The following is a 26837-nucleotide window of genomic DNA, read 5'->3' as shown; positions in this document are numbered from 1 at the left end:
ATACAAGCAATCGGTGTGATGTCGATTGCTTTTTATTTTGAAAGAGAGAGGAAAGGTACACATGACAATTGCATCTTCTGCGTTTTTGAAAAACCCATATCCTTTTTACGAAACATTGCGCGCTGTCCATCCTATATATAAAGGGAGTTTCTTGAAATATCCGGGCTGGTATGTCACAGGATATGAAGAAACGGCAGCCATCCTGAAAGATGCCAGGTTCAAAGTCCGGCCCCCGCTCCCTGAGACGTCAGTCAAATATCAGGATCTTCAATGTGTGCAAAGGCAGATGATGCTGTTTCAGAATCAGCCTGATCATAGGCGATTGCGGACGCTGGCCAGCGGAGCGTTTACCCCGAGAATGACAGAGAGTTATCGCCCGTATATCGATGAAACGGTCCATCATTTGCTAGATCAAGTGCAAGGTGAAAAAAAGATGGAGGTCATTTCAGACTTTGCTTTTCCTTTGGCGAGCTACGTCATCGCCAACATGATAGGTGTGCCGGCGGAAGATAGGGAGCAATTAAAAGAATGGGCTTCAAGTCTCGTCCAAACGATTGATTTTACCCGGTCAAGGAAGGCGTTAACAGAGGGCAATCATACCGCTGTACAGGCTACGGCATATTTTAGAGAGTTGATTCAAAAGCGAAAACGGCATCCTAAACAGGATATGATCAGCATGCTTTTGAAGGGGACCGAAAATCATAAGCTGACGGAAGAGGAAGCGGCATCTGCGTGCATATTGCTGGCGGTCGCCGGACATGAGACAACGGTGAATCTCATTAGCAATTCAGTTCTTTGTCTGCTGCAGCATCCAAAACAGCTTATGATGCTGAAAGAAAATCCTGATCTGATCGGTAACGCAATTGAGGAATGTTTACGCTATGAGAGCCCCACGCAAATGACAGCCAGAGTTGCCTCAGAAGATATTGACATCAGCGGGGTGACGATCCGTCAAGGAGAACAAGTTTATCTTCTGTTAGGGGCTGCCAATCGAGACCCAAACATATTTACGAACGCCGATGTTTTCGATATAACGAGAAGCCCTAATCGGCATCTTTCATTCGGTCAGGGACATCATGTTTGCATAGGGTCTTCGTTGGCACGATTAGAGGCCCAAATTGCGATGACTATCCTCCTGCAGCGGATGTCCGGCCTCAAGCTTGCTGGTTCGGAATTTCAATACCGGCCGCTTTTTGGCTTTCGGGCGCTTGAGGAGCTGTCGGTGACTTTTGACTAAACCAGAAATGTGAGTGCCAAAAAAAGTGTCAGCTCCGCCGAAAATGGGCAATCTATAAAAAAGGGGAGTGAACACTGTGAAAAAAGTGCTGATCGCCGGCGGAAATGGTGTAATTGGGAGACTGCTGGTCGAAGGGCTGAGAGCAGATTATGAAGTGACAGTGCTTGATAAAGATCATTTTGATGGCACAGCCTCTTCCATTCAGGCTGACGCGGCAAATTATGGGGAGCTGTTGAAGAAGATTCCGAAAGATACAGATGTGATCTTGAATTTATTGGCTGTCAATATCAAATACGATATCATGGACATCAATGAATTTAAGAAAATGACGGATGTTTTCTATCGGGCAAGCTATTACTTGTGCCGCGCAGCTGCGGAGCTCGGCATTCCAAAGCTCGTGTTCGCCAGCAGCAATCATGTTACAGATGTGTATGAGAAAGACGGGCGTTCGCTCTTAGGACGTGAGATTACAACAAGCGATTATCCGCTGTCAAAAAACTTGTACGGTGTATTAAAGCTGACCTCGGAACAGATCGGCCATTTATTTTATTTGGAAAATAAACTTTCAGTAATCAACCTTCGAATCGGGACAGTCGTCACAAATGAAATGGATACGCTGCATGAAAAAGAACGGACGAAAAAGACACTGCTTTCTCATCCTGACCTGCTGTCGATTTTCAAAGCCGCTATTGAAACCAATATCCGGTACGGCACGTATTACGCCGTTTCTGACAACCCGGGCCGGCCATGGTCGATTGAATCCGCTGTCAACGAACTCGGTTTTTCGCCTCAAACCAATACAGCCGAACTTCTGGAAGAGGAAGAGAACGGAGCATAATCATTTTCTAAGATGATGCTCTTTTTCTTTTATCATCGGCTTTCATTTACGAGAGTCCCCGCCAGGCCGGGGACTCTGTTCAAATGATTATAGACGCGGCCATCACAGATTTGCTACATTTTAGACACGATATCGTCACATGCTGCAGCTCGTTTAACAAAGAATGATAACGCTTACAAAAGAGAGGTGGGAGCTATCGCACATTCACTAAAAAATCGCTTGTTTGACATGTTGATTTACGGGTTTTTGCTGATATTCGCTTTAATATGCGTACTTCCGTTTATTCATGTGATCGCGGCATCCTTCGCCACAGTAGAGGAAGTCGTGTCGAAAACATTCATTTTAATACCGTCTACTTTTTCGCTGGATGCTTATCGTTACATTTTTTCAACAGACATTATTTATAAGAGTTTGTTTGTTTCTGTGTTTGTGACAGTGATAGGCACTGCGGTCAGCATGTTTCTTTCTTCCTTGATGGCTTACGGGTTATCCCGCCGTGAGTTAATCGGCCGGCAGCCGCTCATGTTTCTCGTCGTATTTACGATGCTCTTCAGCGGCGGCATGATTCCGACTTTCCTTGTCGTCAAATCGCTTGGATTGCTCGATTCATACTGGGCGCTCATTTTGCCGACAGCCATTAATGCCTTTAACCTGATCATTCTCAAAAACTTCTTTCAAAATATCCCGTCAAGCTTGGAAGAGTCTGCGAAAATCGACGGGTGCAATGACCTGGGCATTTTCTTTAAAATTGTGCTCCCGCTGTCTCTTCCTGCGATCGCAACGATTTCACTATTTTATGCGGTCACGTATTGGAACACGTATATGACGGCGATTTTGTACCTCAATGACTCGGCAAAATGGCCGATTCAGGTGCTTTTGCGCCAAATCGTGATTGTATCAAGCGGGATGCAGGGGGATATGTCCGAAATGGGATCTGGCAGCCCGCCGCCTGAGCAAACCATCAAAATGGCGGTCATAGTGGTGGCAACCATCCCGGTTCTGCTTGTCTATCCATTTATACAAAAGCATTTTGCAAAAGGAGCTTTGCTGGGATCTGTCAAAGGATAAAGAATATGAAACGGAGGGGTACGATGGGAAACAAATGGAGGGTGCTTTTGATTGTGCTTGTACTTGCACTTGGCGGTGTGCTGGCGGGCTGTAAAGGGGCTGATCAGTCTTCTGCTGAAGGGAAAGCTGACTCTGATGCAAAGGTGAAGCTGTCTTGGATGGCGATTTTGTATCACCAGCAGCCGCCGAAAGACAGGGCGATTAAAGAAATTGAAAAGCTGACAAATACAGAACTGGACATCACCTGGGTGCCAGACGCTGTGAAAGAAGACAGGCTGAATGCGGCGCTTGCAGCCGGCAATCTTCCGCAAATCGTGACCATCCAGGATATTAAAAATTCGTCAGTCATGAATGCTTTCAGATCAGGAATGTTCTGGGAAATTGGCGATTATATCAAAGATTACCCGAACTTAAGCAAAATGAACAAACTCATTAATAAAAACGTTACAATCGATGGCAAGCTCTACGGGATATACAGACAACGTCCGCTTTCCAGACAGGGGATCGTCATTCGGAAGGACTGGCTGGACAATTTGAATTTGAAAACGCCAAAAACGCTGGATGAGCTTTATGAAGTCGCCAAAGCGTTTACGGAGGACGATCCGGATAAGAATGGGAAAGACGATACATTTGGGCTGACAGACCGCAATGACTTAATTTACGGCGCGTTTAAAACGCTTGGCTCGTATGGAGGCATGCCGACAGATTGGAAGGAATCAGGCGGCAAATTCACGCCTGATTTCATGACGCAGGAATACAAAGACACGATGAACTACATGAAAAAACTGCGTGACAATGGCTATATGAATAAGGATTTTCCCGTCACAAGCAAAACCCAGCAGCAGGAGCTGTTTTCTCAAGGAAAAGCCGGCATCTACATTGGGAATATGGTAGATGCGGTTAATCTGCGCGACCATGCCTCCGATAAATCGATGGAGCTTGAAATCATCAACCGCATAAAAGGCCCGGATGGGAAAGAGCGGGTATGGGCATCGGGAGGGCATAACGGCTTATTTGCTTTTCCGAAAACAAGTGTGAAAACAGAAGCGGAGCTTAAACGGATTTTGGCGTTTTTTGACCGAATTGCCGAGGAAGACGTCTATAGTCTGATGACCTACGGCATTGACGGTGTTCATTACAAGAAAGGAGAGGGCAAAACGTTCACACGCGAAGAAAGCCAAGTGAAAGACTGGCAGACTGATATTCAGCCGCTGTCCGGCTTAATCGCCATTGATAAAGCCTACTTAAAAAACACGGGGGACCCGCTTCGGACGGCGTACGAGGAACTGACCGAAGACAATGAAAAGATCATCGTCTCAAACCCTGCTGAAAGCCTGTATTCCGCTGCGGAGTCGGAACGGGGAGATGAACTGAAGAAAATCATCGATGACGCGACCTATAAATATATGATTGGAGACATCACAGAAGCCCAGTTTGATAAAGAAGTGGAAAAATGGAAGTCAAGCGGCGGAAAGCAAATTATTCAGGAATACGAAGAAGCGTTTAAACAAGCAAAATAACACTGGAAAAACCCAAAACCGCTTGCGCGTTTTGGGTTTTTTACATGCTTCTTTTTTGCTGGCGGTAGGTTCCCGGTGTTATCCCTTCCAACTTCTTAAATGATCTGATAAAATTTTGCGAGTTTTTATATTTCAGCTTTTCGGCAATGTCTTTCACCGCCATATCGGTTTCAGCAAGCCAGCTTTTCGCCATATGATGGCGGTAGCCGGAGACATATTCGCTGAATGAAATGCCCATCTCTTTTTTGAAAATGCTGCTTAAATAATTTGGATTGTAATGAAGCCTGCGGGCGATTTCGTCCAATGTCAAATCAGATTCAAACTCATGGTGGACGATATGAATGATGTTGTCGGAAATATTTTTGTACTGGGCATCCGCGCGGGCGTTCACTTTGTCTGTCATTGGATGAATGAACTCATTCTTGAGCCAGTTTTCGGTATCCTCAAACGTTTTCAGCTCGAAAATTTGGTCATACAGCATTTTGTTTTCTTCAAGCTCAAACAATTCGATCCCAAGTACGTGCATCAGTTCAATCACATGGTTCAAAAAGCGGGCGATGGCGATTTGGAATTGGTATGGATTGGTGTTTTGGGTGAAGATCGCTTTTAAAATCGCGTGCAGGCATTTGTCCGCTTTCTCCTTGTCCCCCGCTTTTACGGCATCAAACAGCTCATGCTGAAGCTGTTTTGGAAAATGGGTTTTGAAGGTTTTTTTCTGGTCGAGGTCTTCATAAAAGATGATTGATTTGTTTTCCGCTTTGAGCCGGTATTTCAATGCCTCGGAACCTTCCACATAGGCTGTTTTCGCCTTTGCCAGCGCATCAAACGGCTTGCTGATGCCGATGCTGACAGACAGCTGCAGCTCCATTTCCGCCTTTTCTTGAATCATCCTGGCAGTCTCATTCAGCTCAGCCATGAATGCTTCTTTTGTTCCACTCTGATTGATCAAAATGGTTGCCTGCTGTTTATCCACGACGGCGGGGGCAAGGTGTTTGTCTGCCGGGATGTTGCGCTCGATCAGGCTGTTGACGGCAAACAAAAGCAGATCCATATCCTTTTTCTCATAAGGCGTATGATTCAGCGTATCAATTTGGAGCACGAGCAGGGAGAGATGCCGCCAATTTTGCTTTAAACCGAGGCTTTCAAAACGATTATAGACCTCCTCATCCGTCAGTTTTCCAAGCATGAGCCTGACCATAAAATAGTGCTGCAGATGAGTTGCCTGCTGTTTCATCGTTTCTTCAAGATCATCATTTCTGTCCTTTAGCTGCTTAAAGCTCTGCTCGATTAACTCAAATTCATTTTGAGGCGGCTGTTTCTCTTGTATGGCACCATGTTTTGCGAAAGATTCGTAAAGCAGCCGGATCGGTTTGTAAAAATGGCGGGAGCCAAGCCAAGAGAATAATAATGAAAGCGCTAACAAAATGAAGCATACCGTAACCGTGATCCAGCCGATTGATTTGGCTTCTTTTTTTAATTCAGGCAAGGAAACGAGAGAGAAATAAGTCCATGTGTTATAGTCGGATTTTTGATAGGTGACTTTATAATGAACCCGGTCAATAACGGTTTCAAACTGACCGCTATTGGCGGTCTGCGCCAGCATTTTTTGGACAAAGTCGTCGTTTTGAAGAGATTCGCCGATGTCAGACATGTTGTTATGCAGGATGATGCGGCCTTTTTCATTAATGATAAACAGGTTGTTGGCGTTTGAATAATCAGGCATGTTTTTGACAAGCGAACAGCTCGGGATGCTTGCGGCGGCCAATCCCTTCGTAATCGTGCTGTTTAGAGGAAGCTGTTTAATCAAATTAATATTGTAGCGGCAGTTGTCTGATGTCCCTTCTTTTGTCGAAATCAAATGATTGTTTTCTTCAAGCGTCCAATACGAGCGGCTTGCTTTGTGTGTTGTATATGCTGCGGCTGCTTCGTGAAGAGAGTTTGTATTCAAACGGTATAAGCCGGAATTGTTCATGTACCATTTTTTCATATAGCTGACTAGCGTCATGTTGGACAGGTCGGTATCGAAGCTTTGTAGGTAGTTGAGCTCTTGGTTCACTTGGTTATAGATTTGAAATTGGTCAGAGTGCAAAGGCTCGGACAGTGTGCGAAGGAGAGGCGGCGAACTCACATAGTGGGTTAAAGAGTGATCGACGGTTTTTAATATATGCTCGATGCTTTGCTGGGTCTGCTGGAGTGTGTCGAATTTTTCCTCCGATACATTGGAGATAGCCGTCTTCTGAGAATGCTCGTACGAAAACAATCCAACTAGAATGACAGGAATGGTGCTGAGCAGACAGAAAAACGTGATGAGTTTGTTATAAAACTTGTATTGGCTTCTTTTCATAAAATCCCCCATTTCAGAACATCCACTTTCACCTTAATACAATTAATCCAAAGATTGATAGATATTGTCAATAATCATTTTCTAATATCGGTGTCTTTTTTTCAGGTAGAACGGCTGAACCCTTGATTACAAAGGGATTAGGCAGGATGTGATCATATGATTGTAGACGGACTTTTGCCTGCTGCGCTACAGTGAACGCAAGAACCCGTGAAAGGAGGCTTGGAAAAGATGAAAACAGCAGAAGCGCAAGTGCCGGCTGTTGATGCAGTCATTTTAAAAAAAGAAAAAAGAAAGCGCTTACTAAATAAGCTGGTCCAGCAGAAATATTTGTATTTGATGATTTTGCCGGGTTGTATTTATTTTTTGCTTTTCAAATATGCCCCGATGTGGGGAATTGTGATTGCGTTTCAGGATTATCAGCCGTTTCTCGGCATTTTGGGGAGTGAATGGGTCGGGCTGAAGCATTTTATCAGGCTGTTTACAGAGCCTACATTTTTTCTCCTGTTAAAAAACACGCTCGTGCTATTTGCTTTGAACCTTGCTATATTTTTCCCGGTGCCGATTCTGCTGGCGCTTCTATTAAACGAAGTGCGGATCGCTCTCTTTAAAAAATTTGTTCAGACACTGATTTATATCCCGCATTTTATGTCTTGGGTTATCGTTGTATCGCTTTCGTTTGTGCTTTTGACGGTAGACGGAGGTTTGATTAATGAACTGATTGTGTTTTTTGGCGGCGAAAAAATCAATTTTCTGCTGAATGAAGAATGGTTCCGGCCCTTGTATATTCTGCAGGTCATTTGGAGAGAAGCGGGGTGGTCGACGATCATTTATCTGGCGGCCATTACAGCGGTCGACCCACAGCTGTATGAAGCGGCGAAAATGGATGGAGCGGGACGGCTGCGGCAAATGTGGCATATTACACTGCCCGCCATTAAAAGCGTCATCGTCGTTTTGCTGATTTTAAAAATCGGAGACACTTTGGAGCTTGGCTTCGAGCATGTGTATTTACTGTTAAACGCGACAAACAGGGAAGTGGCGGAAATTTTTGACACGTACGTTTATACTGCGGGGCTGAAACAGGGCCAATTCAGCTACAGTACAGCAGTCGGCGTATTTAAAGCGGCAGTCGGGCTGATTTTGGTCATGCTTGCAAATCGTTTGGCGAAGAAGTTTGGCGAGGAAGGAATCTATTAAGAAAGGGATGGGACCATGGATCAATCAATCGCTGTAAAATCGCCTCTTACGTATGCGGAGGCATTGGCAAAAACCATTATGGATACGTACACAGTGGAGGAGCTGCCGCCAGCAAACCGCTGGCACTACCATCAGGGTGTTTTCTTATGCGGTGTATTGCGGCTGTGGGAAGCAACCGGGCAAAAACAGTACTTTGAGTATGTGAAGGCTTATGCAGATCTTTTAATCGATGATTATGGCAATCTATTATTTAGAAGAGACGAGCTGGACGCCATTCAAGCGGGTCTTATTCTTTTTCCATTATACGAAACGACGAAGGATGAGCGGTATGTCAAAGCGGCAAAAAGGCTGCGCGGCTTGTATGGAACGCTGAACCGGACGTCAGAGGACGGCTTTTGGCACAAGGACGGCTATCCTTACCAAATGTGGCTTGACGGTTTATACATGGGCGGGCCGTTCGCGCTGAAATACGCCAATCTGAAGCAGGAACGGGAGCTGTTTGATCAGGTCGTGCTTCAGGAGTCGCTGATGAGAAAGCATACGAAAGATTCCAAAACCGGACTCTATTATCACGCTTGGGACGAAGCGAAAAAAATGCCTTGGGCCAATGAAGAGACAGGCTGTTCACCGGAATTTTGGGCGCGTTCCATCGGCTGGTATGTAATGTCTCTCGCCGACATGATTGAAGAGCTGCCGAAAAAGCATCCAAACCGTCACGTGTGGGAAAAAACGCTGCAGGACATGATAGAAAGCATTTGCCGCTATCAAGACAAGGAGACAGGATTATGGTACCAGATCGTTGACAAGGGTGACAGGTCCGACAACTGGCTGGAAAGCTCAGGGTCCTGCCTGTATATGTACGCAATCGCGAAAGGAATCAATAAAGGCTATCTAGACAGAGCTTACGAAACAACACTGTTCAAAGCGTATCAAGGTTTGATTCAGCAGAAAACCGAAACAACAGAAGACGGTGCGTTTCTCGTCAAAGATATATGTGTCGGAACATCGGCCGGTTTCTATGACTATTATGTCAGCCGCGAAAGAAGTACAAACGACCTGCACGGGGCAGGCGCGTTTATTTTGGCCATGACAGAGCTGGAGACTCTTTTTAGGTCGGAGGGGAAATGACAACGACTCTACGTACGGCTTTGTGTGTGATCGTCTCAGTGCTCTTTTTGGCATCATGCTCAAGCAGGCCGGACGGAATGCATGTCATCCTCTTTTCCGATATGCAGGAAGACGTACAGGAACACATAAAAGAGGCCGCTGAGCAGAAGGCCGGGAAGGTTGATATCTTTCCGGTGATTCCGGAAAAACTGCTGACGGAAATCACCGCTCATGAGGGAGATGTTTTCATCGTGCCTGAAGACATGTTTCAAGCGTATGATGATCCGGACAATTTTCAGCCGTTAGACGGATTGCCACCTGACAAAACATCTCCCTATACAACTGTTGATCAAAAAACGGGAGAAAAAACAGTCTATGCCGTTCAGATCGAAAAAGGGGAAAAACAGCTGAACGGCTATTCTTTTCGATTGAATCGCAATATGGCGGCGTTTATCCCTGTGTACGCTAAAAAAACAGAGGAAGCGCTGCAGCTGATTTCCCAACTAACTGAAGCGCGATAGAGGTGAGGACATTGAAGAACATTGTCATTTGCGGATTGAGCAGCAGAGCTCTCAGTATGTTTATCAAACCGCTGACGGATCGGTTTTCAACACAATATGAGATTACGGGATTGCTGGATGCCGATCCAAAACGTTTTGCCGTTTGTAAGAAGAGGTTTCCGGAGCTTGTCCACGTGCCGGAGTACAACGAAGACGCTTTTGATGAGATGATGCGTGTTTCAAAGCCTGATATCGTCATTGTGACTGGCAGGGATGACACACATGTCACTTACATCTTAAGAAGCCTTCAGTGGGATAGGGATGTGATTACAGAAAAACCAATGGTGACGACGGTGCGGGATGCGAACCGGGTGCTTGAGGCAGAGGCGAAGAGCAAAGGAAAAGTCACCGTCGCGTTTAATTACCGCTACAGCCCGTTTCATCGGAAAATAAAAGAAATGATACTGAAAGGAAAAATAGGCAGGGTAACCTCTGTTGATTTGAATTGGTATATTGATACGTATCATGGCGCCAGCTATTTTAAACGCTGGAACCGGTCGAGGCTATTTTCCGGCGGCCTTTCTGTTCATAAATCAACACATCACTTCGATCTCGTCAATTGGTGGCTTAGGCAAAATCCGGCGGAGGTATTTGCTTATGGCGCCTTGAATTACTATGGCCCAGACAGTGAGTGGAATCCGCTGCCGGAAGAAGACGGGCGTTTTTGCGGAACATGCCGGGTCAAAGAAAAATGCCATTACTATTCAAGATGGCATCCCCGCTCGTCCGCTGCTTCTGTAAAAGATGATCATCTCCAAGCGGGAGATCAGTCCAGCTTGTATACAGCATACAGGCCTGACGCGTGTATTTTTGACAAGGAGATTGACATCGAGGACACGTACGTCGCGACTGTCAAATACGACGGCGGCGCGCTTTTGAGCTACTCGATCATATTTTCCGCTCCGTATGAAGGCTACCGGCTGACAATCAACGGGACAAAAGGGCGTATCGAATCTAATGAATTTCACGAGCCTTCCAGAATTCCATTTGCATTTCCTGAGCAAACAATTGAATATTATCCGCTTTTTGAATCAAAGCAGACAATACAAGTTGTCAAAAACGAGGGCGGACACGGCGGGGGAGATCCGCTATTGCTTGAGGATCTTTTTTTAGGAAAAGACCCGCTTCGCCCCTATGATATTTTAGCCGGTGCCGAAGCAGGAGCTTACTCTATCGCGGTTGGTGAGGGGATGTGGCGCTCGGTTGCCGAAAAGAAGCCGATCGACATTCAGAAGTTGTTTCACATACAAAATGTGTAATCCGAAAAGGAGGGTGCGCCGTGGAGCATGATGGCTCAATGGGGCGGGTGCTGCGCTTTTGCGAGTGGATGATGAGATTTGCGTATACAAACTTGCTTTGGCTGTTTTTTACGCTGATGGGTCTCGGGCTGTTCGGCATCATGCCCGCGACCGCAGCTTTATTCGCTGTCATGCGGAAATGGGTTCAGGGGCAGGATAACGTTCCTGTCTTACAAACGTTTTGGCGGGAATACAAGGCTGAATTTCTCCGTTCCAATCTGATCGGCGCTGTGTTGGCGCTCATCGGTTTGATTATTTATATCGATTTGGTATTTATTTATCCGAGCCATTTCCTTCTGCATGTCCTCCGTTTTGCCATTATGATATTTGGATTTTTGTACGTATCCATGCTGTTTTATGTGTTTCCGCTGCTTGTTCATTTTGACTGGAAAAAACGTTTGTATGTGACATATTCGCTCTTGCTCAGTGTGGCGTATTTGCAATATACACTCGTGATGCTTGCGCTGACTGCCGCTCTTTTTTTCTTGCTTGCGTACCTGCCCGGCATTGTCCCTTTTTTCAGCGTCAGCCTGGTCAGCTACTGCCATATGCGAATCGTTTATGCCGTCTTGCTCAAAGTGGAGCGGCAAGACGATGAGCCGCAAAAGAAACGCCAAACAAGGGAAGCTTTTTATCCGAAGGCGAGGTAATCAAGATTTCTCTATCATAACGCTGTTCCAAGCGGAATAGATTGATAGAGAAAGGAGAGCGGATAAGATGCTGAAGGTGGCGGTATTTGATGAAGAGCATGAAAAAGATTTGCAGACGGAAATCAATTCATTTTTAAAAGGGATATCGGAGGAGCAGCTGATTGATATCAAATATACCGTTTCGGCGGCATGCGACCCAGACGGAGAACAGCTTTACTGTTTTTCCGCCCTTATTTTATATCGGAAATAAAAAAGATCTTCCCGCACAAGCGGGAAGATCTTTTTGGTGATTAAGCCTTTTTCACTCTCGGACTTCTCGGTTTCTGAAGCTTCTCTGCTTGTCTGATCTCTTTTCTTTCTTTTGCCAAAGATTTATAAAGAGCGACAATCATCAGCAGGATGACGATCGAAAACGGCAGCGCCGCGAGTATCGCCGTGTTTTGCAATGCGGAAAGTCCGCCGGAATAAAGGAGGACAGCAGCTACGGCAGATTGAATGACGCCCCAGCTGAATTTTACTGAAGTGGCCGGGTTCAATGAACCGTATGTCGTCTGCATGCCGAGCACAAATGTTGCGGAGTCGGCAGACGTGATAAAGAACACAGCAATCAGGATCAATGACAAAATAGATGTCAGCATCGTCAGCGGATAGTGGTCGAGTGTTCCAAACAGCATCGTTTCACTTGATAACTTCGCGACATCGAATATGCCTTTTTGCTGAATATCCATAGCCGATACGCCAAAGATAGAGAACCATAGGAACGCAAGAATACATGGTGTTACCAAGACGCCGATCAAAAATTCACGAATCGTCCGCCCACGGGATACCCGGGCAATGAAAATGCCCACAAATGGAGACCAGGAAATCCACCATGCCCAATAGAAAATCGTCCAGCCGTTAATCCATTCACGTTTCTCAAGTTCGTACGGCGTCAGTCTGAAGCTCATTTGCACGATGTTTTGAATATACTGTCCGATAGAATCTGTAAAAGAGTTCATAATCAATACGGTAGGACCTGCAAACAGCACAAACAGCATTAACAGTCCAGCCAATACCATATTGGTGTTGCTTAAATACTTAATGCCTTTTCCGAGTCCGGTCCATGAAGAAGCCAAGAAAAGGATCGTAACAACAGTTATCAAAATAAATTGAACGAGAAAGTTATTTGGTATCCCAAATAAGTAATTCAATCCGCCATTGATTTGAGTTGCCCCGATACCAAGGCTTGTCGCTACCCCGGCGACTGTGGCAAAAACAGCGATACAGTCAATCAGTTTTCCGATCGGGCCGTTCACTTTATCACCGAGAATCGGTGACAGCGTGCTGCTGATTAATCCAGGAGCGCCTTTTCGGAATTGGAAATAGGCAATGCATAATGCCACAACGGCATAAATGGCCCAAGCGTGCAGACCCCAGTGGAAAAACGTATAACGGAGCGCATCTCTGAAGGCTTGGGGGGTTTCTGTTTCACCTGATGGAGAGCTAATTGCGTAATGGCTGATCGGTTCAGCCGCACCATAGAATACTAAGCCGATTCCCATGCCTGCGCTGAACAGCATGGCAAACCATGATAATAACCCGAATTCCGGTTTTTCATCGGGCCTACCGAGTTTAATTTTTCCGATCGGGCTGAAAATCAAAAACAGACAGAACCCGACAAATAACGAAACAACTAAAAGATAATACCAGCCAAACGAATTGGTGATAAAAGCTTGCGCGGATTGGGATACGTTTTGCAGGCTGTCAGGAGACACAACGCCCCACAATACAGCAGCAGCTGTGATCACAATCACAATCCAAAATACACTAGATATATTTTTCAAATATTCTCACCCTCTAAATTTTTTGTGTACGCCTATATCTTGCTCGCAGGCTTAGTATGGTCGTACGATGGCAGATCATTCCTCTCTTAAAATTACCCCGCAATCAGGTGAAACAAAACAAGTCTCACAGTACCATGAATGCGGAGAATTTTCAAATGTTCAGCGTTTTGTAAAAATTTGAAAAGGCTGGTCAAGAGCGGGCAAAGTGACCGGCATTGAGCCCCGCAAGCCTTCCTGTTACAAGGGCGGAGGTAATATTGTAGCCTCCTGTGTACCCGTGGATATCGAGAATTTCACCGCAAAAATACAGCCCCGCCATTTTTTTAGAAGCCATCTTTTTCGGGTCAATTTCTTTTACAGATACCCCGCCGCCTGTGACAAATGCCTTGTCGAGTGACAGTGTGCCGTTTGCGAGTACGGTAAACTGTTTGCAGTCCTTGACAAATTGTCTGAAAGGCTCCTTCGGCAGCTCAGAAAACGATACGTCCGGAGAGATGCCGTTTTTTTCGAGCAAGAATAGAAGATAGCGCTCCTGCATCCAGGGCTTCAGTACGTTTTTAATGTTTTTTTTCGGTGCTTCCTTCAGTTCTTTATACATCTTTTGGAATAACGTTTCTTCATTGATATCCGGATACAAATCAATTTTGATCGGCACTTGCGGCTGTTTTTTCAGCTCTTTCACGACAAATTGGCTGCATCTGAGAATGGCCGGTCCTGAGAGGCCGAAATGGGTAAACAGCATGTCCATTTTATGGGTGATAACCGGTTTTCCTTTTTTATTTAACACACTGACGGCAACATTTCTTAGTGATAAGCCCTGAAGTGTTTTTTGCTTAATGAACGGCTCGGCAGATGTGACGGGAACTTCTGTCGGGAACAGCTCTGTAATGGTATGGCCCGCAGCTTCAGCCCATTCATATCCGTCTCCCGTGCTTCCAGTATGAGGAACACTTTTCCCGCCGACAGCGATAATGACTGCCTGGCTATGGATCATTTCGCCGTTATTCGTCACAATCCCTGCTGTTTGTCCATCTTCATAGATAACAGATTTAATTTTCTCATTCGTTCGGATGGTTACGCGGAGCTGTTTCAGCCTGCTTAACAACGCGTCGACAACACTTTGCGCTTTGTCTGTCACAGGAAACATCCGGCCGTGATCCTCTTCCTTCAATTGAATGCCGAGCTGTTCAAAAAACTTGATAATGTCTTCATTATTAAATTCAGAAAACGCGCTGTACAAAAAACGGCCGTTGCCTGGGATATGCTTAATGATTTCTTCGACAGGAAGGCGGTTCGTCACATTGCAGCGGCCGCCTCCGGAAATCGCGAGTTTCCGCCCTAGCTTATTTCCTTTATCTATCAGCAACACATCAGCGCCCTGTTCTCCTGCAGCAATTGCGGCCATCAATCCTGAAGGGCCTCCGCCGATTACGATTACGTCAAACTGTTTCATCTTTATCATCAACTTTCTTTTTCCATTTCGTCTGCGGACACCCCGTCCTCAATACTATTATAGCGAAAGAAAGCCTCTCCTTAAACGTCTTTTGCCGGGAACCTGAATCATTCACAAGATTGCTTTTGTATTTATTACCGTCTAAATGCCTAGTTGTGGTAAAATAGAAAAGTTGAATCTTCGTAGAAAATGGTGATGAAGAAACATGTCAAGCAAACTGTTAAGAGGCACGTTTGTGTTAACGCTCGGTACATATATATCGCGGATTCTTGGAATGGTCTATTTAATTCCTTTCAGCATTATGGTCGGGGCGACAGGCGGTGCATTATTTCAATACGGATACAACCAATACACATTATTTTTGAATATTGCCACGATGGGCTTTCCGGCCGCCGTTTCTAAATTTGTTTCTAAATATAATTCCAAAGGGGACTATGAAACAAGCAGAAAAATGCTTAAGGCGGGCATGTCGATTATGCTTGTCACCGGAATGATTGCCTTTTTCATTTTGTATTTATCCGCGCCGTTTTTTGCGGAAATATCGCTGGGAGGCAAAGATAATAACGGCCTGACAATTGACCATGTCGTTTATGTCATCCGCATGGTCAGCTTAGCGCTTTTGGTCGTGCCGATTATGAGCCTTGTCCGCGGATTCTTTCAAGGGCACCAAATGATGGGGCCTACGGCTGTTTCTCAAGTCGTTGAACAGATTGTCCGCATCATCTTTTTATTGAGTGCGACATTCTTGATCTTGAAGGTTTTGAACGGCGGCCTTGTGATCGCTGTAGGTTATGCGACCTTCGCAGCGCTGATCGGCGCCTTCGGTGGACTGATCGTGCTGTATATTTATTGGAATAAACGGAAGGGCAGCCTGCTGGCGATGATGCCGAATACAGGGCCGACAGCAAACTTAAGCTACAAGCAAATGTTTTTCGAACTGTTCAGCTATGCCGCTCCGTACGTTTTTGTCGGACTAGCCATCCCTTTGTATAACTATATTGATACAAATACGTTTAACAAAGCGATGATCGAAGCCGGACATCAAGCCATCAGCCAGGACATGATGGCGATTCTTACCTTGTATGTGCAGAAGCTCGTGATGATTCCGGTTTCTCTTGCAACAGCTTTCGGATTGACATTAATTCCAACGATTACTGAATCGTTTACAAGCAGAAACTATAAGCTGTTGAATCAGCAGATTAATCAAACGATGCAGACGATCCTGTTTTTAATTATTCCGGCAGTTGTCGGGATTTCAGTATTGGCGGGACCGACATATACGTTCTTTTACGGATCAGAGAGCCTTCTTCCTGATCTGGGGGCAAATATTCTGTTTTGGTATTCGCCAGTCGCGGTTTTGTTCTCTTTATTTACGGTCAACGCAGCCATTCTGCAGGGCATCAATAAACAAAAATTTGCGGTTGTCAGCCTTGTGATCGGCGTCGTGATCAAGCTTGTGCTGAATATTCCGCTGATTAAGCTGATGCAGGCTGACGGCGCGATTTTAGCAACGGCGCTTGGATATAGCGCGTCGCTTTTGTACGGATTTATCATGATCAAACGCCATGCGGGCTATTCGTATAAGATTCTAGTCAAACGGACTGTGCTGATGCTCGTCTTGTCAGCCATTATGGGTATAGCCGTGAAAATCGTACAGTGGGTGCTAAGCTTTTTTATTTCCTACCAAGATGGTCAAGTGCAAGCTGCGATCGTTGTCATGATTGCGGCTGGTGTTGGCGGCGCTGTCTACCTGTATTGCGGCTACCGGATAGGTTTTTTGCAGAAAATATTAGGCCGCCGTTTGCCCGGGTTTTTAAAGAAAGGCAGACATGCCGGCTAATGAACAAGATCATCAAGAAACAGAGGGCTCGCATGCTGCGGGCTTTCTTTTATAAAGGAGAGATTTGGGAATGAGACTTGATAAGCTGCTTGCCAACAGCGGATATGGCTCCAGAAAAGAAGTCAAAGCTGTTGTGAAGGCGGGGGCCGTCATGGTCGACGGCAAACCGGCCAAAGATGTAAAGGCGCACGTTGATCCTGATGCGCAAGAGGTTACTGTATACGGGGAACCGGTTGATTACCGGGAATTCATTTATCTCATGATGAATAAGCCGCAGGGAGTGTTGTCTGCGACCGAGGACAGCCGCCAGCGGACAGTGGTCGATCTGCTGACGCCGGAAGAGATGAGATTTGAGCCCTTTCCCGCCGGCAGGCTTGATAAGGATACAGAGGGCTTTTTGCTGCTCACAAATGACGGCCAGCTGGCACATCGGCTTCTATCGCCTAAAAAGCATGTTCCAAAAACGTATGAAGTCCATTTGCAATCACAGATTTCACCGGAAGCTATCGCGGATCTGGAAGCGGGTGTCTACATAGAAGGCGGCTATAAAACAAAGCCGGCAAAAGCGGAAGTCAAGACAAACGACAACGGCAATACCGTGATTTACCTGACGATTACTGAAGGGAAATACCATCAGGTCAAGCAGATGGCAAAGGCGGTCGGCAATGAAGTGATGTATTTGAAACGGCTATCAATGGGGCGTGTTTCTTTGGATCCTGCCTTGGCGCCGGGAGAATACCGTGAGCTTACAGAAGAAGAACTTCATTGGCTGAATGAGCCGCAGGCATAAAAAAATCCCGCATTTTCGATATGCGGGATTTTTTATCTATAAGCACACAAAAACAAGGCTCAGACGGTTCTTCGCCTTGTATCGATCAGGCCGCTATCAGGCGGCCCTATGTAATATGCAATGTTTATGATGTAATCTTTACTTTCTTTCTCGTTGTCTCCCACTTGCCACGGCTTGGACTATGAACAAGATCATTATATGCCAACACATTTAAGTCTCTTTGAATTGTTCTAGGTGTAATGCCGAATTCGTCAACCAGTTCCTGTGTTGTCACAAGGCCTTTTTCTTGGATAAACATGTAAACTGATTTAATTCGAGTTAGCATACGGTTTGTTGAAGGTTTCAAAAAACCACTCCCTATCATAAGATCGGATGGACTTGACTAACCACAACTCACGACTATCAACTGCGTACGAATAGCAACAAAGGCAGACATTTTTTCGTTTTTAGATAATTCGCCCTCATTATACACGATATCGCAGCGATGAATCTAGGGATAACTCCTATTAATTTTTTCCAATTTGAGCTGGGCGGCCATCCTTGTTGGATTACTATGTATTTCGGCACAATATTATTATGGTTAAAGAAACTTTTTTTATTCTGTTCCGTAGTAAATTCTGGAGGAGGAGTGAAAATTGACAAAATTGCTTGAGGCTTCAATAGAACAGGCAGGATATACAAGCCGAAAAAAAGTGCTCAACGATGTTTTTCTGGAAGTCGGAAAAGGGGAGCTTGTCGGGCTGATCGGAGCAAACGGAGCTGGAAAAAGCACCGCTATCAAAGCGATACTCGGCCTTTCAGAAGACTTTAAAGGGCATATTGACTGGAATGACTGTTCATTTGCCTATATTCCGGAGCACCCCTCTTTTTACGAAGAACTGACGCTGTGGGAGCATTTGGATTTGGTCAGCACGCTCCGCGGTATGGAGGAGAGTGAATTTGCGCCGCGGGCCGAAAGCTTGCTGCAGGCGTTTTCGCTTGATCATGTCATGCACGAGCTGCCTGTCACCTTTTCAAAAGGCATGCAGCAAAAACTGATGCTCATTCAAGCTTTTCTTTCTAAGCCGGATATGTATGTGATTGATGAACCATTTATCGGCCTTGATCCGATTTCAACGAAACGTTTTGTGGACATGCTTATAGATGAAAAACAAAGGGGAGCCGGCATTCTTATGTGTACACATGTACTCGATACTGCAGAAAAAATCTGTGACCGGTTTTACATGATTGAGAAGGGCTCTTTGTTTCTCCAAGGTACATTACAAGATATTCAGGAACAGGCCGGACTAGTGGGGCAGTCGTTGCTAGACTGCTTTTATAAGGCGGTCCAAGGTGATCAGTCATGAACGGGCGATCGTTCTTTTTTCGAAGGCTGCTTGACTACTATAGGTATCAAATTAAGGTATTGCATGCGGTCATTGACTGGACAGTCGCTCTCTATATTGTTTTACCGGCGCTTGCTTTTGTCATCTATCAATATATCGATTTGATGAACGGAAGAGGCCTTATTTATGAGTGGTCTGAGATGATGGAATGGAGATGGCTGTATGCTGTGTGTGTGCTGATCGTGTGCACGGGCTCGGTCCATACGTTTTTAATGGAAGCGGACAACGTGTTTTTGCTGCAAAAGAAAGAGATAATTTATCAGCTCAAACGGTACGCGCTGGTGTATTCTTTTTTGGTCACGCTGGCCAAATGGATGCTGCTCTTTTTCATTGCTCTTCCCTTCATTAGTTATTCTGTTCACATCACATGGGCAGAAAGCGCGGCTTTATTTTGCTATCTGTTTGGCCTTCATATGTTCTTCTTATCCTTAAAGCAAGATAGGATCAGAAAGCCGCGCTCCATGTCTAGCCGGATTGCCGACGTTTTTGTCAGAGCCGTTCTTTTCTCTGGTTCTGCGGTCCTGATCGTTTTCGCTGAGTGGGGATTGCTTGCGCTCATCGGCACTTTGTTTTTGATTGTCTCCCTGGTCCGCGGTTTGAAAAAGGCAGCATCGTTCTCAGCTTTTGAAGCAGAGGTGACTGAAGAGAAAAAAAGCCGGCTTGCGCTTGCCGGGCTTGTGATGATGATGATCCAGGAGTCGGAAGTGCCGAAAGTGAAAGACAGGATGAGAAGGAAGCCGTTAGTATACCGGCATTCAAGAAGGATATTTAAAAGAAGGACAATTGAGACAGGCTATAAGGAATTGTTTTTGAAAGTTTTTTTGAGAAATGGCGAGTATATAAGGCGGATGTGCATGCTGTTGTCAGCATTCATCATTCTCATCTTTGTCTCCCCGATCTGGTTGAAGCTGATTGCGATTCTGGTGTATACAGGTGTTTGCCGTTATATCCTTGCGCTTATCTTTGACAAAGTGATGGATGCGCCTATTTTAATTGGCGCCGATAAAGAAAGTGATGAGTATTACCGATCTAGAAAAAGCTGTATGAATACCCTGCACTATGCATTTGTCGCCTGCTGCTTTTTAGCGGCCGCTGTTTCTTTATTGTTTACATAAAAAACCCAAACGCTGCCGTTTGGGTTTTCTGTATATGCTATAAGATAAACAGCTGGATGAAAAACAGAATGGCGAAAACGATCACGAGCGGATGAATCTCTCTCCATTTTCCGCGTGCTGCTTTTACAATCGGGTACGAAATAAAGCCAAGCGCGATGCCTGTAGAAATGCTGGATGTCAAAGGCATCGACAGAATGACGAGAAACGCAGGAAATGCTTCGTCCATCTCTTTCCAGTTCATATTGGAAACCGAGCGCATCATCAGGCTGCCGACGATAATTAAAGCAGGGGAGGTGATGGCGGCTATGCCGGATAAGGCGCTGACAAGCGGACTAAAAAACATTGAAACCCCAAACAGCACCGCAACAGTCAAAGCGGTAAGCCCTGTTCTTCCCCCGGCTGCGACACCTGCGGAAGATTCAACAAATGCGGTCGTTGGACTTGTGCCGAAAACAGCCCCTACTGTTGTCGCCGTTGAATCAGCAAGCAGCGCTTTTCGCACGTTTGGCAGCTTGTTATTTTTCATCAGCCCGGCTTGCTCTGCTACGCCGATCATCGTGCCTGTCGTGTCAAATATCGTGACCAGAAGAAAAGAAAAGACAACAGCGTACAGGCCGTGATGAACGACATCGCCAAAAGCGGAAAACGGATTTGAAATGATCAGGCCGTCCGGCAAATGAGGAAGCGACATAAACCCCTTAGGCAAATGCAGCTGGCCGGTAAAAAAGGCGATCAAAGCAGTCGCTGTCATTCCGATAAATAAGGCGCCGCTTACGTTCAAAACCATCAAGACCACACTGATCAAAAGCCCGATCAGCGTTAAAATCACACCCGGTGAATGCAAATTGCCGAGAGTAACCAAGTTTGATTCATCAGCCGCCACAATTCCCGCCTGCCGTAAGCCGATAAAAGCGATAAACAGCCCGATCCCGGTTGTGATCCCGTATTTTAAATTGTTTGGAATCGCTTCTATCAGTTGTTTTCTTAAAGGCGTTAACGATAGAATAATGAAGAGAACCCCTGCTGTAAATACGGCGCTGAAAGCTGTTGCGTATGTGATGCCGCCTTCGCTTGCGCTTACGACATGAAAGGCTAAATAAGCGTTCAAGCCCATGCCGGGCGCAATAGCAATCGGATAATTTGCTGCCAGGGCCATCCACAGCGTTCCGACAATGGAGGCAATAATCGTTGCGGTGAAAACCTGGTCGAAAGGAACCCCGGCGTTAGCCAGAATGACCGGATTAACCACAACGATATAGACCATGGTGAAAAAGGTCGTCAGCCCTGCTATGATTTCTTGCTTTATGGACGTTTGCTGCTCTTTTAGATGAAACATAGTATCCTCCAATTACGAACGTTTTAACAAAACACCATTAATATTATTCGTTTTATTTGGTTTTTGCAAGTGATTTCTTGCGGAAAGGGGATCATGATGAACTGGGAAGTTGAAGTCATCAGAAAAAAAGAGGATTTAATTCGTGATACACAGGCATTTTTGAGAATCAACAGTGTGATGGATGAAACAACCGCCGGACCCGGCAAACCGTTTGGAAAAGGAGTAAACGCCAGCCTGACTTCCTTGCTGGAGCTTGGAGAAAAAGAAGGCTTTACAACAAAAAATCTTGACGGCTTCGCAGGCCATATTGAATGGGGCCAGGGGGATGACATTGTCGGCGTACTTTGTCATGTTGACGTCGTACCGCCGGGAGACGGGTGGACAAGTGATCCGTTTTCAGCTGATATTCGTAACGGACGGATTTATGCAAGGGGCGCCATTGATGACAAAGGTCCGACAATGGCTGCGTTCTACGCGCTGAAAATCGTGAAAGACATGAACCTGCCGCTGTCCAAGCGTGTCAGAATCATTATCGGAACAGATGAAGAAAGCGATTGGAGATGCGTGGAGCATTATTTCAAGCATGAAGAAATGCCAACGCTGGGTTTTGCGCCTGACGCCGATTTTCCGATTATTAACGCGGAAAAAGGGATCATTGATGCTTCATTGCTCATCCCGCATCGCTCAAAGCAAGCTGATTCTGAGGCATTGCTTGTCTCGTTTCAGTCAGGCCTTCGCCTGAACATGGTGCCTGACGCTGCGGAAGCTGTCATTGAAGGACCGAAACAAGAAGAGATTCTTGCTTCGTTTAAAGACATGCTTCGCACAACGGATCAAAAAGGGGAAGCTGACATAAAGAACGGACAGCTCATTTTGCGTATGTACGGGCTTTCCTGCCATGCGATGGAACCGAACAATGGAATCAATGCCGGCATTTTATTGTGTGAATTTCTGCTGCAGCAGGCTGAGCTTGACGAAGCAGGACAGCGATTTGTGCAAGTTGTGACAGATAAGTTTTCAGGCGATACGAGAGGAAAGAACCTGAATATTGACTGCGAGGATGACATTAGCGGAGAGCTGACATTAAATGTCGGGACGCTGCGCTATACGAAAGGGCAAGGAGGCGAGCTTGGCATCAATATCCGCTATCCTGTGACTGCAGAAAGCAAAGTGATCCGTGATGCATTCGAAAGCGCCTCTGAATTTGAGCTGGGAGAATTCAAAGACAGCAAGCCGCATCACGTGTCAGCAGACCATCCGTTAGTCAAAACCCTGCAAAAGGTTTATGAAGGCCAGCTGGGCAAAAAAGCTGATTTAATCTCAATCGGCGGGGGGACTTATGCCAGATCTTTAAAAGCCGGTGTCGCGTTCGGCCCGCTCTTCCCCGGACGCCCTGACAGCGCACACCAAAAGGATGAATATATTGAAATCGATGATTTGCTGAGATCGACAGCGTTATATGCGCAGGCGATCTACGAGCTTGCAAAATAAAAGACGGGCTTCTTCTGAAGCCCGTCCCAGCGTGTCGATAAACCCTCGCATTCGTTGTTAATCCTGCGCGTTGGTGCTCACGAATTGCTACATTCGCTGTGCTCCAATGCTCGTCCTTCCTAGACTTCAAGGGTTTTCAATCACGCTGAAAAGATACTAAGTCATAAAACGAAAACCGTTTTATGACTTTGTCAACAATCTGAGACGGGCTTCTTCTGAAGCCCGTCCTTTTTTAAATAAATGACCATAAATCAGTTGATAAATACCGTTCTCCCGTATCGGCTGTCATGCAGACCACGACTTGGTCAGGAGAGAGGCGTTTCGCTGTTTCGATTGCCGCATAGCAGGCAGCGCCTGATGAAGGGCCGACAAGTATTCCTTCTTCGGCAGCAAGGCGCCTAGTCGTCGTATAGGCGTCTTCATCAGAGATTTTAATAATTTCGTTATAGACGTCTTGATTTAAAATGGGAGGAATAAAGCCCGGGCTTGTCCCTACAAGCTTATGTGCGCCGGGCTTTCCTCCGGATAATACAGGCGAACCCGCGGGCTCAACAACATGAACCGTGATATCCGGGAAAAGCTCTTTGAGCGCTTCGCCTGTTCCGGTAATGGTTCCTCCTGTTCCGGAAGAGGCGACAAAAGCACCGAGCGGTTTGCCGATTTCCTCTATTGCCCGGGCAATTTCAGGCGCCGTTGTTTTTCGGTGCGCGTCAGGATTTGCGGTGTTATCAAACTGCATAGGAATATAGCTGTTCGGAATTTGTTCAGCAAGCTCTTTTGCTTTTTTGATGCTGCCCGGCATTCTTTCCGCTCCGGGTGTTAACACAACCTCTGCGCCGTAAGCTTTTAGAAGGTTGATTCGTTCCTTTGTCATCGTATCAGGCATGACTAAGATTGCCTTGTAGCCGCGTGCCGCCGCATTCATGGCGAGCCCGATGCCGGTATTTCCGCTAGTCGGCTCTATAATCACTGATCCCGGTTTGAGCAAACCGTTTTGTTCTGCTTCTATTATCATATGATAAGCGGCTCTGTCTTTTACACTGCCGCTCGGATTGAAAAATTCAAGCTTTAAATAGACTTGTGCCGCGTTTTCCGGCTGAAGCCGATACAATCTCACAAGCGGTGTATCTCCAATCAGATCAGCTGTATTTTCAACGATTTTCAACATTGTCATTCCTTTCTGAATAAAACAAGTGTCATATAATATCCTAACATAATAAACGTTTGTGCGAGAGTGTTTTCATACACTGCTCCTCTATTCGCACAGCCTCTTTATTGATAAAATAATAGCAGTTGCAGAAGGGAGTGTCAGACGGATGCCAGATATACGGCCTCATTATTTCATCGGAGTTCCCATTCCTGAGGGAATTGCGAATCCGATTTACCGGGCTGCGAAAAACGAGCCGGTTTTGACGTTTCAAAAATGGGTGCACCCGCTTGACTATCATATTACGTTAATTTTTCTAGGAGCGGCGGATGATACACAAATCCAGCAGCTTGAAGGCTCGCTGGCTGCGCTTGCTTCAGATACCGATCCGTTTCCGATTGAGTTTGGCAAAATTGATGTATTCGGCGACCGGAGAAGGCCGCGTGTTTTACACCTCGAGCCAAAGAAAAACAAGGCACTTGAAACCCTTCGGGAACAAACAAAACAGGCTGTTCTCCAAGCCGGCTTTCAAGTGGAAAAAAGGCCGTATCACCCGCATATGACGCTGGCCAGAAAATGGACAGGCGAAGAAGGATTTCCGTCACATGTTCCATTTGAAAGCGGCGAGGTTTCGATGCGGGCTGAACGGTTTTCGCTCTTTCAAATACACTTAAACCAATCACCAAAATACGAAGAAATATTTAAATTTCATTTATCATAATTCATTGCGGAGTGGAGAAACCAATATGGCACAAATCATCAAAATTCATGATTATATATCGAGATATGAGCTTGATCCGTACCATTACATCAATCAGTTTGTACGGCTGAAAAAAGAGCGCTGGCTTTCACTATTAGAAGCAGCGGAGCGCCAGCATGAAGAAAGACAAGCCAGGGCCGAAGAGCCGGAACCGGTGCAGAAACGAAAAAAATTTTCATTGAAAAGAAGAAAAGAAGAGATAAACGCCGATATACAAGAAGAGAGACACCAATGGTTTGAGGAAGAGGACAATTTCCATGTAAGGCTGCCGACGAGCAGAATGGCGCTTGCTTCTTTTTATAAAAGACATTTATATGAATTTCAGCTCAAATGGGCAAGCTCTACTCTTGCAGAAATGTCTCATCTCTCAAACCAGGTGAAGCAGGACCGCATTTTGCGTTATCTGACCCAGCAGCTGCCTGATTCTTATTTCATTATGTATAAGCCTGTGCTGAAAATTCAGCAGGCGGCGGTTGAATTAAGCATTGTGATTATTTCCCCTCTAGACATTTATTGCGTTACGTTCTTAGAGGCGGAAGAAGACAGTGTGTACATAGGGTCTAAAAATCGTTTTTGGGAGAAGAAAACAGCCTCTCAAACTGCATCAGTGTTAAATCCGGGGCTTAGCCTGTTTCGAACGGAATCCGTTGTGTCAAAGATCATAAAGGAAAAGCAGGCCGATATACCGGTTCGCAAATTGCTTCTGAGCAGAACATCGTATATCGATTATCCGGAGGCGCCATATGGATTGGAAATAGTGGATAAGCGGAGCGCCGAAGAGTGGATGGAGCGGCAGAAGAAAAACACCGCCCCGGTTAAACATCATCAGGTAAAGGCTGCAAAGGCTCTATTGTCTTACTGCATGTCTGATTCCTATCGCAGACGAGAATGGCTGGAGTAAAAGAGAACGATTTGAGCGGTTTTCTCATAACATAAGCAGGTGAGAAAGATGAGCCATTGGTTTTTTATTATTAATCCGACAGCGGGGCATCGAAACGGCCTGCGTGTTTGGAAGTCTATTCAAAAGGAATTGGTCAAACGAAAAGTCGAGCACCGCTCATTTTTAACTGAACACCCGGGACACGCAGAGGTGCTCGCCAGGCAGATTTCAACGATACAGGAATACAAGCTGAAGCGCCTGATTGTCATTGGCGGAGACGGAACCATGCATGAAGTTGTCAACGGACTGAAAGATGTTGACGATATCGAACTAAGTTTTGTGCCAGCGGGTGCGTATAATGATTTTTCGAGAGGATTTTCTATTAAAAAAATGGATCTGATACAGGAAATCAGGAAGCAAAAGCGTCCGTTAACCAGAACCTTTCATTTAGGGAGCGTTCAATTCCTTCAGGATAAATCACAGATCCTTTTTTTTATGAATCATATCGGGATCGGGTTTGACGCATATGTCAATAAAAAGGCGATGGAATTTCCGTTAAGACGGGTTTTACTGTTTCTGCGCCTGCGATTTCTTGTGTACCCGCTTTCCCATTTGCACGCCTCGGCGACCTTTAAGCCGTTTTCATTAGCTTGTACAACGGAAGGCGAGACGCATGAATTTCATGATGTGTGGTTTGCGATTGTATCCAACCATCCATTTTATGGGGGCGGCATGAAGGCGGCGCCGCTTGCAAATCCGCGCGAGAAGGCATTTGATATCGTGATCGTTGAAAATCAGCCGTTTTTGAAAAAATATTGGCTATTATGTCTGATGGCTTTTGGTAAACATACAAAGATGGCCGGCGTTACGATGTTTAAAGCAAAAGACATTACGTTTTACACGAAGGACAAAATTCCGTTTCATGCTGACGGTGAAATCATGGGAACCACCCCGTTTCGTTTGGCATCCAGTCCTTCACCCCTAAAGATCAAAACATAAAC

The 26837-nt window shown here is 45.7% G+C and carries 24 protein-coding genes; 18 read left to right on the top strand and 6 right to left on the bottom strand.

Annotated features, from left to right (window positions below; translation table 11 throughout):
* Positions 1–61: 61 nt before the first annotated feature.
* The 4 genes from M1D98_RS14275 to M1D98_RS14260 all read left to right on the top strand — a co-directional run bounded on the left by M1D98_RS14275 (position 62) and on the right by M1D98_RS14260 (position 4663).
* Complete coding sequence (locus tag M1D98_RS14275; protein ID WP_121643106.1) at positions 62–1237, top strand: cytochrome P450; 1176 nt, start codon at positions 62–64, stop codon at positions 1235–1237.
* Between the two features lie 76 nt (positions 1238–1313).
* On the top strand, positions 1314–2075 hold the full coding sequence (locus tag M1D98_RS14270) for an NAD-dependent epimerase/dehydratase family protein (RefSeq protein ID WP_121643105.1): 762 nt from the start codon (positions 1314–1316) through the stop codon (positions 2073–2075).
* 228 nt (positions 2076–2303) lie between these two features.
* Entirely contained in the window at positions 2304–3143 is an 840-nt protein-coding gene (locus M1D98_RS14265; protein WP_121643766.1) for a carbohydrate ABC transporter permease, read from the top strand.
* A 23-nt stretch (positions 3144–3166) separates the two neighbouring features.
* Positions 3167–4663, top strand: a complete 1497-nt coding sequence (locus M1D98_RS14260; protein WP_121643104.1) for an extracellular solute-binding protein — start codon at positions 3167–3169, stop codon at positions 4661–4663.
* Positions 4664–4703: 40 nt separating this feature from the next.
* On the opposite strand, the gene M1D98_RS14255 is transcribed toward M1D98_RS14260, so the two are convergent.
* Positions 4704–7019: a helix-turn-helix domain-containing protein gene (locus tag M1D98_RS14255; protein ID WP_268559653.1), complete on the bottom strand. Its 2316-nt coding sequence runs from the start codon at positions 7017–7019 to the stop codon at positions 4704–4706.
* Between the two features lie 216 nt (positions 7020–7235).
* Here M1D98_RS14255 and rmgP point away from each other — a divergent pair, with 216 nt between their 5' ends.
* From rmgP to M1D98_RS14225, 6 genes are all read left to right on the top strand, one after another.
* Positions 7236–8201: a polygalacturonan/rhamnogalacturonan ABC transporter permease gene (gene rmgP / locus M1D98_RS14250; protein WP_010329556.1), complete on the top strand. Its 966-nt coding sequence runs from the start codon at positions 7236–7238 to the stop codon at positions 8199–8201.
* A gap of 15 nt (positions 8202–8216) precedes the next feature.
* Entirely contained in the window at positions 8217–9329 is a 1113-nt protein-coding gene (rmgQ, locus tag M1D98_RS14245) for an unsaturated rhamnogalacturonyl hydrolase (RefSeq protein WP_268523627.1), read from the top strand.
* Complete coding sequence (locus M1D98_RS14240) at positions 9326–9829, top strand: type 2 periplasmic-binding domain-containing protein (protein WP_010329558.1); 504 nt, start codon at positions 9326–9328, stop codon at positions 9827–9829. Before rmgQ ends, M1D98_RS14240 begins: the two co-directional genes overlap by 4 nt.
* Positions 9830–9840: 11 nt before the next feature.
* The gene (locus tag M1D98_RS14235; RefSeq protein WP_456279666.1) at positions 9841–11127 is read left to right on the top strand and encodes a Gfo/Idh/MocA family protein; all 1287 of its coding nucleotides are present in this window, start codon (positions 9841–9843) and stop codon (positions 11125–11127) included.
* A 20-nt stretch (positions 11128–11147) separates the two neighbouring features.
* Positions 11148–11816: a YesL family protein gene (locus tag M1D98_RS14230; protein ID WP_121643100.1), complete on the top strand. Its 669-nt coding sequence runs from the start codon at positions 11148–11150 to the stop codon at positions 11814–11816.
* Positions 11817–11883: 67 nt separating this feature from the next.
* Positions 11884–12066: a sporulation protein Cse60 gene (locus M1D98_RS14225; RefSeq protein ID WP_003223398.1), complete on the top strand. Its 183-nt coding sequence runs from the start codon at positions 11884–11886 to the stop codon at positions 12064–12066.
* Positions 12067–12106: 40 nt separating this feature from the next.
* On the opposite strand, the gene opuD is transcribed toward M1D98_RS14225, so the two are convergent.
* Positions 12107–13639, bottom strand: coding sequence for a glycine betaine transporter OpuD (gene opuD, locus M1D98_RS14220; RefSeq protein ID WP_121643099.1), 1533 nt, complete (start codon positions 13637–13639; stop codon positions 12107–12109).
* Positions 13640–13829: 190 nt separating this feature from the next.
* On the bottom strand, positions 13830–15092 hold the full coding sequence (locus M1D98_RS14215; protein ID WP_456280227.1) for an NAD(P)/FAD-dependent oxidoreductase: 1263 nt from the start codon (positions 15090–15092) through the stop codon (positions 13830–13832).
* 205 nt (positions 15093–15297) lie between these two features.
* On the opposite strand from M1D98_RS14215, the gene murJ reads away from it, so the two are divergent.
* Both murJ and M1D98_RS14205 read left to right on the top strand, forming a co-directional pair.
* Positions 15298–16932: a lipid II flippase MurJ gene (murJ, locus tag M1D98_RS14210; protein ID WP_010329563.1), complete on the top strand. Its 1635-nt coding sequence runs from the start codon at positions 15298–15300 to the stop codon at positions 16930–16932.
* 70 nt (positions 16933–17002) lie between these two features.
* Positions 17003–17722, top strand: coding sequence for a pseudouridine synthase (locus M1D98_RS14205; protein WP_010329564.1), 720 nt, complete (start codon positions 17003–17005; stop codon positions 17720–17722).
* Positions 17723–17846: 124 nt separating this feature from the next.
* Here M1D98_RS14205 and M1D98_RS14200 read toward each other — a convergent pair whose 3' ends face one another.
* The gene (locus tag M1D98_RS14200; protein WP_003152337.1) at positions 17847–18068 is read right to left on the bottom strand and encodes a DeoR family transcriptional regulator; all 222 of its coding nucleotides are present in this window, start codon (positions 18066–18068) and stop codon (positions 17847–17849) included.
* A 289-nt stretch (positions 18069–18357) separates the two neighbouring features.
* On the opposite strand from M1D98_RS14200, the gene M1D98_RS14195 reads away from it, so the two are divergent.
* Positions 18358–19068 (top strand): ABC transporter ATP-binding protein, encoded by a 711-nt coding sequence (locus tag M1D98_RS14195; protein WP_456279665.1) that lies wholly within the window; start codon positions 18358–18360, stop codon positions 19066–19068.
* Complete coding sequence (locus tag M1D98_RS14190; protein ID WP_456279664.1) at positions 19065–20222, top strand: ABC transporter permease; 1158 nt, start codon at positions 19065–19067, stop codon at positions 20220–20222. Before M1D98_RS14195 ends, M1D98_RS14190 begins: the two co-directional genes overlap by 4 nt.
* 37 nt (positions 20223–20259) lie before the next feature.
* On the opposite strand, the gene pbuO is transcribed toward M1D98_RS14190, so the two are convergent.
* Positions 20260–21558 (bottom strand): hypoxanthine/guanine permease PbuO, encoded by a 1299-nt coding sequence (gene pbuO, locus M1D98_RS14185; RefSeq protein ID WP_121643096.1) that lies wholly within the window; start codon positions 21556–21558, stop codon positions 20260–20262.
* 96 nt (positions 21559–21654) lie between these two features.
* On the opposite strand from pbuO, the gene pepV reads away from it, so the two are divergent.
* Entirely contained in the window at positions 21655–23049 is a 1395-nt protein-coding gene (pepV, locus tag M1D98_RS14180; protein ID WP_121643095.1) for a dipeptidase PepV, read from the top strand.
* Between the two features lie 232 nt (positions 23050–23281).
* Here pepV and cysK read toward each other — a convergent pair whose 3' ends face one another.
* Positions 23282–24217 (bottom strand): cysteine synthase A, encoded by a 936-nt coding sequence (gene cysK / locus M1D98_RS14175; protein ID WP_456279663.1) that lies wholly within the window; start codon positions 24215–24217, stop codon positions 23282–23284.
* 148 nt (positions 24218–24365) lie between these two features.
* Between cysK and thpR the strand changes: the two genes are divergently transcribed.
* The 3 genes from thpR to M1D98_RS14160 are packed head-to-tail and all read left to right on the top strand — an operon-like array spanning position 24366 to position 26835.
* Positions 24366–24917 (top strand): RNA 2',3'-cyclic phosphodiesterase, encoded by a 552-nt coding sequence (gene thpR, locus M1D98_RS14170; RefSeq protein WP_010329570.1) that lies wholly within the window; start codon positions 24366–24368, stop codon positions 24915–24917.
* A gap of 25 nt (positions 24918–24942) precedes the next feature.
* Entirely contained in the window at positions 24943–25857 is a 915-nt protein-coding gene (locus M1D98_RS14165) for a hypothetical protein (RefSeq protein WP_121643093.1), read from the top strand.
* Positions 25858–25905: 48 nt separating this feature from the next.
* Complete coding sequence (locus M1D98_RS14160) at positions 25906–26835, top strand: YegS/Rv2252/BmrU family lipid kinase (RefSeq protein WP_010329572.1); 930 nt, start codon at positions 25906–25908, stop codon at positions 26833–26835.
* Positions 26836–26837 lie beyond the last annotated feature (2 nt).

Source organism: Bacillus sp. K7 (assembly GCF_053903245.1).
The sequence above is the reverse complement of the archived record's forward strand: the minus strand, read 5'-3'. Positions and strand labels throughout refer to the sequence as shown.